Genomic DNA, 12,402 nt, shown 5'->3' with positions numbered 1-12,402 from the left:
CCGACCACACGGGGTCTGCTTTGGGTCAACCCTCATTTAGTAAGACAGTCACCCTGGCGATGACCGGCGCCTCCGGTGCCCAGTACGGCCTGCGCCTGCTGCAGTGCCTGCTGGCCGCGGAGGTGCGAGTCTGGCTGCTGATGTCCGATGCGGCGCGGGTGGTGATCGACACCGAGACCGAATATCAGTTGCCCGGGGGCGACGACGCGCAACTGCAGGCATTTTTCGCCGAGCGCTTCGGGGCCCGCGAGGGCCAGCTGACACTGTTCGGCAAACGGGACTGGTTCTCGCCGGTGGCCTCGGGCACGGGCGCTCCCGCCAGCATGGTGATCTGCCCGGCCAGCGGCGGCACCCTGTCGGCGATCGCCTGCGGGGCCTCCAACAACCTGATCGAGCGCGCCGCGGACGTGGCCCTGAAGGAGCGCCGCCGGTTGATCCTGGTACCGCGGGAGGCGCCCTATTCGGAGATCCACCTGGAGAATATGCTCAAGCTGACCCGCATGGGCGCGGTGATACTGCCAGCCAGCCCGGGCTTTTATCAAAGCCCCCGTTCAGTGGAGGATCTGGTGGACTTCATCGTCGCGCGGCTGCTGGACCAGTTGGGCGTGGAACAGAAGCTGCTGCCCAACTGGGGTGAATGAGTTGGGGGGCGAAAGAGAGACCAGATGAAACCGGCAATTACCATTCATTACTGTGTGCAATGCAACTGGATGCTGCGCGCCACCTGGATGGCCCAGGAGCTGCTCTACACCTTCGCCGACGACCTGGAACAGGTGGCGATGAAGCCCGGCAGCGGCGGTGTGTTTGAAATACGTGTGGACGATGAACTGATCTGGGAGCGCAAACGGGACGGCGGTTTTCCCGGGCCCAAGGAACTTAAACAGAGGGTCAGGGATCTGTTGTTCCCCGAGCGCGACCTGGGACATATCGACAAGTCTTAGAAAATCCCAAGTTTATTAGTAGGGGCGAACCTTATGTTCTCCCCAAGTGGGCGGGGTGAGTAAAATATTCCCGCCCATGCGGCAAGCTATATTAGTAATTTAAGCGAAATCCTATGCTGTCAGCCTTAAAGACCTGTTACGAAAACCTGGTAATCCGGCGGCCGAAGACGCTGCTGCTGCTGGTGGCCCTGCTGGCGCTGGCCGCGGCCCTGGGCCTGCCGCGCTTCAAGCTGGATGCGTCCGCGGACTCGCTGACCCTGGAGGCCGACAGGTCCGTCGACTACTACCGGGAAATCGCCGAGCGCTACGCCAGCGGCGATTTCCTGGTGGTCACCTACCGCTACAGGGACGGCGACCTGTTCGATGACGAGTCGCTCGCCACCCTGGGCCGCCTGCGTGACCAGCTGGCGGAGGTGGACGGCGTGACCAGCGTGCAGAGCATTCTCGATGTGCCGCTGCTGTACAGCCCCAAGCTGTCGATCGCCGATATCAGCGATGGCATCCGCACCCTGTCCACGCCGAGCACTGATAAGAAACTGGCGCGGCAGGAGTTCCTGTCCAGTCCGATATACCGCGAACTGATCCTGAGCCCGGACGGCCAGACCACCGCGCTGCTGGTCAATCTCGCGCTGGACAGCCGCGGCATAGAGCTGGTGCGCGAGCGCGATGCCCTGCGCCGCAAGCGCAACAGCGAGGGCCTGACCGGGGAGGAAGCCGCGCGCCTGGAGGAGGTCTCCGCGGTCTACCTGCAGCATCGCACGACGCAGGAGCTGCGCTCCCGCGCGCGCGTCGAAGAGGTGCGGCAGATTCTCGATCAATACAAGGGCGAGGCGGAGCTGTTCCTCGGCGGCGTGTCGATGATCACCGCCGATATGATCTCCTTTATCCAGAGTGACCTGGTGGTGTTCGGCACGGGCATACTGCTGTTTATCATCGCCACCCTGCTGATCATCTTCCGCCAGCTGCGCTGGGTATTGATACCGCTGGCCACCTGCGTCACCACCGCGGTGGTGATGCTGGGCCTGCTCAGCTGGCTCGACTGGCGCCTGACGGTGATCTCCGCCAACTTCGTCGCCCTGCTGCTGATCATCACCCTGGCGATCACCATCCACCTGGCGGTGCGCTACCGCGAATATGCGGCCCAGCACCCGGAGTGGACCCGCGAGCAGCTGGCCCTGGCCGCGGTGCGCTTTATGGCCAAGCCCTGCCTGTACACGGCACTGACCACCATCGTCGCCTTCGTGTCGCTGGTGGTGAGCGGTATTCGCCCGGTGATCGATTTCGGCTGGATGATGACCATGGGCGTGACCCTGGCCCTGGCGCTGTCCTTCCTGATGATTCCGGCACTGCTGATGCTGCTGCCGAAGCGCACCGGCGGCATGGGTGCCGACAACTCCCACGCCTTTACGCTGCTCTTCTCCCGCTTCGCCGAGCGCCGCCGCGGCGTCGTCCTCGGCGTGTCGCTGCTGGCGGCAATCGCCAGCGCTGTGGGCATCTCCCAGTTGAAGGTGGAAAACCGCTTTATCGATTACTTCGACGATTCCACCGAGATCTACCAGGGCATGCTGGTGATCGACCGCCGCCTTGGCGGCACGGTGACCCTGGATATCGTTCTCGACAAGCCCGAGATCGAGGAGCCTGCTTTCGAGGGCGAAGAAGACCCCTTCGCCATGGGAGGTGAGGAAGCGTTCGGTGGCGAGGAGGCGGTGACTGAAGAGAGCGTCGAGGAAGACCCCTTCGCCACCGGCGATCCCTTCGGCGGTGAAAGCGAGGCGGCGGAGCAGAGCTACTGGTTTACCGTCGCCGGCCTGGCGCAGATAGAGCAGCTGCACGACTACCTGGAGCAGCAACCGGAAATCGGCAAGGTGCAGTCCCTGGCCACCCTGTACAAGGTGGCGCGGGACCTGAACGGCGGTCCGCTGAACGACTTCGAGCTGGCGGTGGCGCGCACCAGCCTGCCGGAGGAGATCAGCGATGTGCTGGTGGAGCCCTACCTGTCGGTGGAGCACCAGCAGGCACGCATCACCCTGCGGGTGATGGAGACGGACCCGAACCTGCGCCGCGGCGAACTGATCCAGCGCATCTACGACTACGCCGAAAACGAAATGGGCATAACGCCGGAATATATGCACCAGACGGGCCTGCTGGTGCTCTATAACAATATGCTGCAGAGCCTGTTCAAGTCGCAGATACTGACCCTGGGCGCGGTGTTTGTCGGCATACTGCTGATGTTCCTGGTGCTGTTCCGGTCCCTGTGGCTGGCGATTATCGCCCTGGTGCCGAATATGCTCGCCGCCTGCGTGGTGCTCGGCGGCATGGGCCTGGCCGGCATACCGCTGGACATGATGACCATCACCATTGCCGCAATCACCGTGGGCATCGGCGTGGACCACGCGATCCACTACATATACCGCTTCCGCGAGGAGTTCGCGAAGGACGGCGACTACCTGGCGACCATGCACCGCAGCCACGCGACCATCGGCCGGGCCATGTTCTACACCGCCATCACTATCATCGCAGGCTTCTCGATACTGGCCCTGTCCGAGTTTGTGCCGTCCATCTACTTCGGCCTGCTCACCGCCCTGGCCATGTCCGCGGCCCTGCTGGGCTCGCTGACACTGCTGCCGCTGCTGCTGCTGTTGATCAAGCCGCTGCCGGCGCCTGAGCTGCCGGAAAAGCCGGCGGGAAAGCCGCTGGCGGCGGGGGAGGAGCTGGTTAGCTCCTGATTTGAACTGTCAGTTAGCAAAATAAAAAGCCGGGCGTGCATTTGCCGCCCGGCTTTTTTGTCTGCATTGAGGAAAGCTGTAGGGTGGATAAGCGTCAAGCGCATCCACGCCGGGCGCATCCACGCCGGGCGCATCCACGCCGGCGCATCCACCGGAAGCCGCGGCCAATTGGTGGATGCGCTTGGCGCTTATCCACCCTACAAAACTCTGTTGCATCGGAGGGCGGGTCAGTCGCTGCGGCTGGTGACCTCCACCAGGTGATAGCCGAACTGGGTCTTGATCGGCCCCTGCACCTTGTTCAGCTCGCCGGAAAACACCGCCTTGTCGAACTCAGGCACCATCTGCCCCTGGCTGAATTCCCCCAGGTCGCCGCCGGTGCGGCCGGAGGGGCACTTGGAATGCTCCTGGGCGAGGATGCCGAAATCGGCGCCTTCATCCAGTTGCTTCTTCAGATCGAGGCATTTCTCCTCTGTCTCGACGAGGATATGTCGCGCTTTGGCTTTGGCCATCGGAATTTCTCCTAAATAGGGCTGTTCTCCGGCAGCAGCTTAGTGCGCCTGCCTCACGACCGCCACTCATCACTGCCCCCTTTATTGCCGGCCGGACAGGGCGGCGAAGGTGTTGCACTTGTTCACATCGCCGCTGGTGAATCCCTGCTTGAACCAGTAGACCCGCTGCTCGGCGCTGCCGTGGGTGAAAGAGTCCGGGGACACGGCGCGGCCGGCGCGCTTCTGCAGCCGGTCGTCGCCCACCGCCGCGGCGGCGGCCAGCCCCTCCTCGACATCCCCGGGCTCCAGCATCTGCCGGTCGCGGTGGGCGTAGAAGGCCCAGACGCCGGCGAAGCAGTCCGCCTGCAGTTCCAGCATTACCGACAAGCGGTTGGCGGTGACCTGGCCGGACTGCATGCGCGCCTGCTGCACCTTCTGCGAGGTGCCCAGCAGGTTCTGCACATGGTGGCCCACCTCGTGGGCGATCACATAGGCGAAGGCGAAATCGCCGGGCGCGCCAAGGCGCTTCAGGTCGCCGAGAAAACTGAGATCCAGGTAGACCTTGCTGTCCGTCGGACAGTAGAAGGGGCCTACGGCGGCGGTGTTGAGGCCGCAGGCGGAACGCACCACATCGTCGTAGAGCACCAGCTTCGGCGGCTCATAGCGGTATCCGGCGGTCTGGAACAGTTGGCCCCAGGCGTCCTCGGTATCCGCCAGCACCACCGAGACGAAGTCCGCCACCTCGTCGCCGGGGGCGGTCTGGTCGGGCTGCCCTGTGCCCTGGGGCGGCGCTTGCTGGGGCATGCCCTCGAACAGGCGATCGCCGCCGAAGAGGTAGAAGGCGGCGATGGCGGCCAGGATCAGCCAGCCGGTCTTGCTGCGCAGCAGGAAGGGTGCCAGTGCCAACAGGTTGCCGAGTCCGCCCATGCCCCTGCCGGGTGACTGGCCGCGGCGGTCCTCGATATTGCTGCTTCTGCGACCCTGGCGCCAGCGCATCGGAATTCTCCGGAACCCTGTTTCCAATCAGTTTAGACGAGCTGGCACAGAATTCTTTTCCGTTGGCCGCCGGCGCGGATGTTATCTTTAAGGTCAGTAGATCCGGTCAGAGAGAGAACCTTGCCCCAGATCCCCCTGTTCCCACTGAACGTGGCGCTGTTTCCCGGCGTGACCCTGCCGCTGCGCATCTTCGAACAGCGCTACCTGCGCCTGGTCAGCGAGACCCTGAAGGCGGACAGCGGCTTCGGCGTGGTGCTGGTCCGCTCCGGCGGCGAGGTGGGGCGCGCCAACGTGTGGCCCTACGGGGTCTACGTGAAGATCGTCGACTGGAGCCAGGGGGTGGAGGGGCTGCTGCATGTGCAGGTGGTCGGCGAGCGCCGCTTTCATATCAGCGGCACCAGCAGGGCTGGGGACGGCCTGCTGCTCGGCGAGGTGGAGTGGCTGGCGGAAGAGGCACCCAAGCCGATCCCCGCGGATTGCGATGGCCTGCTGGCGGTGCTGGACGAGCTGAAACAGCACGCCGCCGTGCTGTCCCTCAAATTCTCCCCGGTGGATTCCGCCGACGCCCTGGCCTGGCAACTGGCGCAGCTGCTGCCCCTCGACGACAGGGTGCGGGTGGAGCTGCTCGCCATACCGGACCCGCTGGTGCGCCTGGCGGACATAGCCGCCAACCTGGACCGCTGGGCCAGGGAGTAGTGTCCTGTAAGGTGCTAAATGCGGTTATCAGCGGGCCGCTAAGCGGCCAGATGCAGGCATAGTAGGCTACGTCAAGCAAATGCAACGCAGTAGATGGCTGCTTAGCGGCCCGCCCGAAGGGAGCTCCCCCCTCTTCACCTGGTAGAGAGGGTCCACAGCAGCGTTGCCGCTCTTGGAAAGGGCACGCCATTCCCGGCGAGCGGCGCCCAACTGTGAACGATTTGGGGAGCTCTGATAACCGCATTTAGCACCTTACAGGACACAACGGTTATACTGCGCGGCCCACCGAACGTCGCACGGAGAGCCGAAGTGAACAGTTCCACAGCCGACCAGCAATCCACCCCGTCCACTCTCACCAAGCTCGAAGAGATGGGACGCGCCGCGCGCGCCGCGGCGAGGCAGATGGCCCGCGCCGATACCGCGACCAAGAACCGCGCCCTGGAGGCCATAGCCGCACAGCTGGACAAGCACCGCGGGGAGGTGCTGGTGGCCAACGCGCGGGATATGCAGGCCGGCCGCGACAACGGCCTGGACGCGGCGCTGCTGGACCGGCTGGAGCTGACCGATGTGCGCATAGACGCGATGATCGAGGGACTGCACCAGATCGCCGAACTGCCGGATCCGGTGGGTGAGATCGAGGACCTGAAATACCGCCCCAGCGGCATACAGGTGGGCAAGATGCGCGTGCCCTTGGGCGTGGTGGGCATCATCTACGAGTCCCGCCCCAATGTGACCATAGACGCCGCCAGCCTGTGCCTGAAGTCCGGCAACGCTACCATACTGCGCGGGGGCAGCGAGGCGCTGCATTCCAACGGCGCCATCGCCGCCTGCATCGCCAGCGGCCTCAAGGAGGCGGGCCTGCCGGAGACGGCGGTACAGGTGGTGGACACCACCGACCGCGCCGCGGTGAGCGCCATGATCACCATGCCGGAATACGTTGACGTGATAGTGCCCCGCGGCGGCCCCGGCCTGATCGAGCGGGTCAGCCGCGAAGCGCGGGTACCGGTGATCAAGCACCTGCACGGCGTCTGCCATGTCTACCTGGACGATCGCGCCGACGCGGAAAAGGCCTTCAATATCGCCCTGAACGCCAAGACCCACCGCTACGGTGTCTGCAATGCGATGGAGAGCCTGCTGGTGGCCGAGGGCATTGCAGGGAAGGTACTGCCGCGGCTGGCGGACGCCTACCGGGAAAAGGGCGTGGAGCTGCGCGGCTGCGAGCGGACGCGGGCGATAATTCCGGACTGCAGTGCGGCCAGCGAGAGCGACTGGAGCGAGGAGTACCTGGCGCCGGTGCTGTCGATCCGTGTGGTCGGGGACATGGACGGCGCCATGGACCATATAGCGCAGTACGGCTCCGGCCACACCGAGTCCATAGTCACCGAGGACTTCAGCCGCGCGCGGCGCTTCCTGGCCGAGGTGGACTCCAGCTCGGTCATGGTGAACGCCTCCACCCGTTTCGCGGACGGCTTCGAGTACGGCCTGGGCGCGGAAATCGGTATCAGCACCGACAAGATCCACGCCCGCGGTCCGGTGGGCCTGGAGGGGCTCACGTCGCAGAAGTGGATAGTGCTGGGCGACGGGCATATTCGCCAGTAATGAGCAGCAAACGGCACACCATCGCCCTGTTCGGCGGCACCTTCGACCCGGTGCACTTCGGCCACCTGCGCATGGCGCTGGAGCTGCGCCAGGCGCTGGGCTTCGACGAGATGCGCCTGCTCCCCAGCCACCAGCCGAAGCACCGGGAGACGCCGGGCGTGTCCGCCGCGCACCGCCGGCAGATGCTGGCGCTGGCGCTGGAGGGCTGCGGCGAGCTGCAACTGGACGAACGCGAGCTCAATCGCCCCGGGCCCACCTACACGGTGGACACCCTGGAAGAACTGCGCGGCGAACTGGGGGAAGAGGTTTCCATCAGCTTCTGCATGGGGCTGGACTCGCTGCGCACCCTGCCCAGTTGGCACCGCTGGGAACAGCTGCTGGAGCTGGCCCACCTGGTGGTGGTAACCCGCCCCGGCTGGCAGCTGCCGACGGATGGTGAAGTGGCTGGTCTGCTGCGGGGGCACGCCGGCAAAGTTGAGGACCTGCACAGCGAGTCCCGCGGGCGCCTGGTGGTGCGGGAGCAGACGCTGCTGCCGATCTCCGCTACCGATATCCGCCACCTGATATACAGCGGCCAGTCCCCACGCTACCTGCTGCCGGCGGCGGTGCTGCAATATATTGACGACAATCAACTCTATCGAAAGGCCGTGGAAGGCGGCCGCTAAGTAAACAAAGGTGTTATGACGAATATCAAAGAAATCGCCGTGGCGGCACTGGAGGACCTGAAGGGCAAGGACATCGTCGCCCTGGATGTGTCCGAACTCTCCGATGTAATGGACAGCCTGGTGATCTGCACCGGCACCTCCAACCGCCAGGTCAAATCCCTGGCCGACAATGTGGTGGAAGAGGGCAAGAAGGCCGGCGTGCGCCCCATCGGTGTCGAGGGCATGGAGCAGGGCGACTGGGTACTGGTGGACTACGGCGACCTGGTGGTGCACGTGATGCTGGCGGATGTGCGCAGCTTCTACGACCTGGAGAAGCTCTGGTCCATGACCCCGAACACCCGCGAAGACGCCGACGGCAGCGATCCGCACCGGGAGTGAGTGTTCAGCGGTTAGAAGGGAGTTCACGGGATTGCCAATGCCGAGGGGAGCCTTCGAGCGGCCCTGCTGCCAGTGGCCACCTGGCAAAAAACCTCATCGGTAAATATTTGCCCGGTGGCCACCGGCAGCAGGGCCTCGCACAGTGCCAGCCGGAGGTTTCCTGCCCTCGATGTGAGCTCCGAAACTCGAGTTGGATTTGGATAAAGCCGCTTTCCACTGACCACTGATTACTCACTATGAAGATCCGAATCATCGCCGCCGGTGGCAAAATGCCGGTCTGGGTACAGGAGGGCTACGCCGAGTACGCCAAGCGGCTGCCGCGGGAGCTGGCGCTGGAGATGGTGGAGATACCGCTGGGCCAGCGCGGCCAGAAGAACTCCCCGGCGCTGATCGAAAAGGCGCGCCAGAAAGAGGGCGAGGCCATGCTCGCGGCCATGGGGCCGCGGGACCACCTGGTCGCTCTGGACGTGAAGGGCAAGCCCTGGAGCACGGAGCAGTTGTCGGAGCAGCTGCGGGGATGGCAGATGCAGGGCGAAAACGTCAGCCTGCTGATCGGCGGGCCCGACGGCCTCTCCGTCGACTGCCTGTCCCGCGCCCACCAGCGCTGGTCCCTGTCCCCCCTTACCCTGCCGCACCCGCTGGTGCGGGTGCTGCTGGCGGAACAGATCTACCGCGCCTGGACGCTATTGGCGGGTCATCCGTATCACAAGTAATTTGGTATGCGCAGGTAGATCTCATGCCGTAGGAGCGGCGGGGAAATGCCAAATCGCGCATTCATCATTCTCCGTTAAACCTGTACACTCATTAGTCAGCTATTTACGCGCCAGCCCCACAAACTACCCCATGCCCTACGACCTGCACCTCAAGGACCCCCTGACCGAGCAGCGGCTGTTCCGCAACCGCATGCTGGTGGCGCTCGCCGGTGTGACCCTGCTGCTGGGGGTGCTGGTGGCGCGCTTCTACAACCTGCAGGTGGTCAACTACGACGACTACCGCACCCAGTCCGATGAGAACCGCATCCAGGTGCGCCCGGTGGCGCCCACCCGCGGGCTTATCTACGACCGCAACGGCACACTGCTGGCGGACAACCGCCCCAGCTACACCCTTGCGATAGTGCGCGAGCGGGTGCGGGACCTGGACGGGACCCTGGAGCTGATCGGCCGTCTGGTGCGCCTCGACGACAGCGACGTGGAGAAATTCCACAAGCGCATGGAGCGGCGGCGCCCCTTCGAGCCGGTGCCGCTGCGCTTCCGTTTGAACGAGGAGGAAATCGCCCGCATCAGCGTCAACGAGTTCCGCCTGCCCGGGGTCTCGGTGGAGGCGGAGCTGGTGCGCTACTACCCGCTCACCAATCTCTTCGCCCACAGCGTCGGCTATGTGGGCCGCATCAGCGAGCGCGACCTGGCCACCTTCTCCGAGGAGGACGTGCGCCGCTACCGCGGCACCCAGAGCATCGGCAAGGCGGGCCTGGAGCGCTCCTACGAAGACCTGCTGCTGGGCGAGGTGGGCTACGAGAATGTGGAGACCAACGCCCGCGGCCGCGTGCTGAAGGTGTTGGAGCGCCACGATCCCAAGCCCGGCACCGAACTGACCCTGCACCTGGACGCGCGCCTGCAGGAGGTGGCCACCCAGGCCCTGGGCGAGCACCGCGGTGCCGTGGTGGCCATAGACGTGAAGACCGGCGGCGTGCTGGCGTTTGTCAGCAAGCCGTCCTTCGACCCCAACCTCTTCGTCACCGGTATCAGCTTCAACGACTACCGGGCCCTGTCCGACTCCCTCGACGTTCCCCTGTTCAATCGCGCCCTGCAGGGCCAGTACGCGCCGGGATCGACCCTGAAGCCGATGATGGCCCTCGGCGGCCTGGAAGCCGGTGTCATCACCGCCGAAACCAGCATCAAGGACCCGGGCTTCTACAAGCTGCCCAACGACCCGCGCATCTACCGCGACCACATACGCTGGGGCCACGGCGACAAGGTGGACCTGATCCAGGCGCTGGAGCAGAGCTGCGATACCTATTTCTGGGACATGGCGTACCGCTGGAACATCGACGGTATGTACGATATCGCCACCCGCTTCGGCCTCGGGGCCAAAGCCGGAATCGACCTGCCGGTGGAGCGCCCGGGCCTCTTCCCGTCGCGGGCCTGGAAGCGTGGTGCCCGCGGCATGCCCTGGTTCCCCGGCGACAGCCTGAACGCGGTGCTCGGCCAGGGATTCGTGCTGGCCACGCCGCTGCAGCTGGCGGTGATGACCGCCACTATCGCCAACCGCGGCACCCACTACAAACCCCAGGTGGTGATGGCGGTGGACGGCGTGGAGCAGCCACCGGAGGTGCTGCACCACGTGGAGGCCAGGCCGGAGCACTGGGACCTGGTGTTCGAGGGTATGGAGGCGGTGGTCTACAACACCCGAGGCACCGGCAAGAGGGCCGGCAAGGACCTGGACTTCAGGGTGGCCGGCAAGTCCGGCACCGCCCAGATAGTGGGCATCGCCCAGGGCGAACGCTACGACTCGGAGGCGCTCAAGGAGCGCCTCCGTGACAACGCCCTGTTCGTGGCCTTCGCGCCGGTGGACGATCCGCAGATCGCCGTTGCGGTGCTGGTGGAAAACGGCGAGAGCGGTGGCAAGATGGCCGCGCCGGTGGCGCGGGAGGTCTTCTTCGACTGGATGTCGCGCCCCGTGGAAGAGGCGGCCCTGGCGCCTGCGAGCACCGATAGGAAAGGAGGGCGCCTCCGTGGCTAGCCGCGACTACATGCACCGGTTGCCGGATTCCCATGGTGGCCTCAGTCGCCCGGTGAGCCTGTCGCGCCGCTGGCATGTCGACGTGCCGCTGCTGGTACTGCTGATGGTGTTGGCATCCGTGGGGCTGGGGGTGCTCTACAGCGCCGCCGGCGGCGATGTGCACTATGTAAAGCGCCAGGCCGTGTTTATGGTGGCGGCATTTGTGGGCATGTTTGTGGTCGCGCAGATACCGCTGGACGTCTATCGGCGCTGGTCGCCCTGGGCCTACCTGGGCGGCTGCGGCCTGCTGGCGGCGGTACTGTTTGTCGGCGTGGGCGCCAAGGGGGCGCAGCGCTGGCTGGAACTGGGCGGCTTCCGCTTCCAGCCCTCCGAGATCATGAAGCTGGCGGTGCCCATGTCGGTGGCGGCCTTCCTGCACAAGCGCACACTGCCGCCGTCCTTCGTCACTGTGCTCGGGGCCCTGGCGATAGTGGCCGTGCCGGCGGCGTTGATCGTGCGCCAGCCAGACTTGGGCACCTCCATCCTGATCGCCGCCTCCGGCCTGTTTGCGCTCTACCTGGCCGGCCTCAGCTGGAAGATGATCGGCGGCGCCGCCATGGCGCTGGCGGTGGCGGCCTGGCCCATCTGGCAGTGGGGCCTGCGCGACTACCAGCGCCAGCGCATCCTCACCCTGTTCAATCCGGACGCGGACCGCCTTGGCGCCGGCTGGAATATCTTCCAGTCGAAGGCGGCCATAGGCTCCGGGGGGATATACGGCAAGGGCTATATGCAGGGCACCCAGTCGCAGCTGGATTTTTTGCCGGAGAGCCACACGGATTTTATCATCGCGGTACTGTCAGAGGAGTGGGGCATGCGCGGCGCACTGTTGCTGTTGCTGCTCTATGTATTGATCATCGCGCGCGGCATCTATATTAGTTTTATGGCCCAGCAGGTCTTCGGGCGGCTGTTGGCGGGGAGTATTACCCTCACTTTCTTTGTCTATGTGTTTGTGAATATCGGCATGGTCACCGGGTTGCTGCCGGTGGTGGGGGTACCGCTGCCGCTTGTTAGCTACGGCGGAACCTCGGTCGTTACACTGATGGCGGGATTCGGTATCCTGATGGCGATAGGCACGGAGCGGCGCAGGGTATCTTTCTAGCGCGCCCAATAAGAACTCGAATGTTAAGAACCGGGA

The 12,402-nt window shown here is 64.9% G+C and carries 12 protein-coding genes; 10 read left to right on the top strand and 2 right to left on the bottom strand.

Translation table 11 applies throughout. From position 1 onward, the window contains the following. Positions 1-20 precede the first annotated feature (20 nt). From AC6R19_RS04660 to AC6R19_RS04650, 3 genes are all read left to right on the top strand, one after another. Entirely contained in the window at positions 21-641 is a 621-nt protein-coding gene (locus AC6R19_RS04660) for a flavin prenyltransferase UbiX (protein WP_500578486.1), read from the top strand. A gap of 24 nt (positions 642-665) precedes the next feature. Further along, positions 666-941 carry an Rdx family protein gene (locus AC6R19_RS04655; RefSeq protein ID WP_500578485.1) on the top strand — a complete coding sequence of 92 codons (276 nt, stop codon included), beginning with the start codon at positions 666-668 and terminating at the stop codon, positions 939-941. Between the two features lie 113 nt (positions 942-1,054). After that, the gene (locus AC6R19_RS04650; RefSeq protein WP_500578484.1) at positions 1,055-3,667 is read left to right on the top strand and encodes an efflux RND transporter permease subunit; all 2,613 of its coding nucleotides are present in this window, start codon (positions 1,055-1,057) and stop codon (positions 3,665-3,667) included. Between the two features lie 227 nt (positions 3,668-3,894). On the opposite strand, the gene AC6R19_RS04645 is transcribed toward AC6R19_RS04650, so the two are convergent. Both AC6R19_RS04645 and ypfJ read right to left on the bottom strand, forming a co-directional pair. Next, positions 3,895-4,176 (bottom strand): peptidylprolyl isomerase, encoded by a 282-nt coding sequence (locus AC6R19_RS04645; protein ID WP_500578483.1) that lies wholly within the window; start codon positions 4,174-4,176, stop codon positions 3,895-3,897. Between the two features lie 81 nt (positions 4,177-4,257). Then, the gene (gene ypfJ / locus AC6R19_RS04640) at positions 4,258-5,151 is read right to left on the bottom strand and encodes a KPN_02809 family neutral zinc metallopeptidase (RefSeq protein WP_500578481.1); all 894 of its coding nucleotides are present in this window, start codon (positions 5,149-5,151) and stop codon (positions 4,258-4,260) included. A gap of 120 nt (positions 5,152-5,271) precedes the next feature. Between ypfJ and AC6R19_RS04635 the strand changes: the two genes are divergently transcribed. The 7 genes from AC6R19_RS04635 (at position 5,272) to rodA (ending at position 12,366) form a co-directional block, all read left to right on the top strand. Further along, positions 5,272-5,847 (top strand): LON peptidase substrate-binding domain-containing protein, encoded by a 576-nt coding sequence (locus AC6R19_RS04635; protein ID WP_500578479.1) that lies wholly within the window; start codon positions 5,272-5,274, stop codon positions 5,845-5,847. Positions 5,848-6,156: 309 nt separating this feature from the next. Continuing rightward, on the top strand, positions 6,157-7,446 hold the full coding sequence (locus tag AC6R19_RS04630) for a glutamate-5-semialdehyde dehydrogenase (protein ID WP_500578477.1): 1,290 nt from the start codon (positions 6,157-6,159) through the stop codon (positions 7,444-7,446). Beyond that, a complete protein-coding gene (gene nadD / locus AC6R19_RS04625) occupies positions 7,446-8,111 on the top strand; it encodes a nicotinate-nucleotide adenylyltransferase (RefSeq protein WP_500578476.1) in 666 nt (221 codons plus the stop codon). The genes AC6R19_RS04630 and nadD overlap by 1 nt, the downstream gene beginning before the upstream one ends. A 15-nt stretch (positions 8,112-8,126) precedes the next feature. After that, positions 8,127-8,489 carry a ribosome silencing factor gene (gene rsfS / locus AC6R19_RS04620; protein ID WP_500578475.1) on the top strand — a complete coding sequence of 121 codons (363 nt, stop codon included), beginning with the start codon at positions 8,127-8,129 and terminating at the stop codon, positions 8,487-8,489. A 236-nt stretch (positions 8,490-8,725) separates the two neighbouring features. Beyond that, positions 8,726-9,202 (top strand): 23S rRNA (pseudouridine(1915)-N(3))-methyltransferase RlmH, encoded by a 477-nt coding sequence (gene rlmH / locus AC6R19_RS04615; protein WP_500578473.1) that lies wholly within the window; start codon positions 8,726-8,728, stop codon positions 9,200-9,202. Positions 9,203-9,332: 130 nt separating this feature from the next. Next, positions 9,333-11,228, top strand: coding sequence for a penicillin-binding protein 2 (mrdA, locus tag AC6R19_RS04610; protein ID WP_500578472.1), 1,896 nt, complete (start codon positions 9,333-9,335; stop codon positions 11,226-11,228). Continuing rightward, positions 11,221-12,366 carry a rod shape-determining protein RodA gene (gene rodA, locus AC6R19_RS04605; protein ID WP_500578471.1) on the top strand — a complete coding sequence of 382 codons (1,146 nt, stop codon included), beginning with the start codon at positions 11,221-11,223 and terminating at the stop codon, positions 12,364-12,366. Before mrdA ends, rodA begins: the two co-directional genes overlap by 8 nt. The last annotated feature ends 36 nt before the right edge of the window (positions 12,367-12,402 follow it).

Source organism: Microbulbifer sp. SE14 (assembly GCF_059834885.1).
This window is presented reverse-complemented; position numbering and strand designations above follow the sequence as displayed.

Excerpts from the sequence above, each read along its gene's own strand:
- AC6R19_RS04655 (WP_500578485.1), top strand. The coding sequence starts at position 666 with ATGAAACCGGCAATTACCATTCATTACTGTGTGCAATGCAACTGGATG.
- AC6R19_RS04650 (WP_500578484.1), top strand. The coding sequence starts at position 1,055 with ATGCTGTCAGCCTTAAAGACCTGTTACGAAAACCTGGTAATCCGGCGG.
- AC6R19_RS04645 (WP_500578483.1), bottom strand. The coding sequence starts at position 4,176 with ATGGCCAAAGCCAAAGCGCGACATATCCTCGTCGAGACAGAGGAGAAA.
- ypfJ (WP_500578481.1), bottom strand. The coding sequence starts at position 5,151 with ATGCGCTGGCGCCAGGGTCGCAGAAGCAGCAATATCGAGGACCGCCGC.
- nadD (WP_500578476.1), top strand. The coding sequence starts at position 7,446 with ATGAGCAGCAAACGGCACACCATCGCCCTGTTCGGCGGCACCTTCGAC.
- rsfS (WP_500578475.1), top strand. The coding sequence starts at position 8,127 with ATGACGAATATCAAAGAAATCGCCGTGGCGGCACTGGAGGACCTGAAG.
- rlmH (WP_500578473.1), top strand. The coding sequence starts at position 8,726 with ATGAAGATCCGAATCATCGCCGCCGGTGGCAAAATGCCGGTCTGGGTA.
- mrdA (WP_500578472.1), top strand. The coding sequence starts at position 9,333 with ATGCCCTACGACCTGCACCTCAAGGACCCCCTGACCGAGCAGCGGCTG.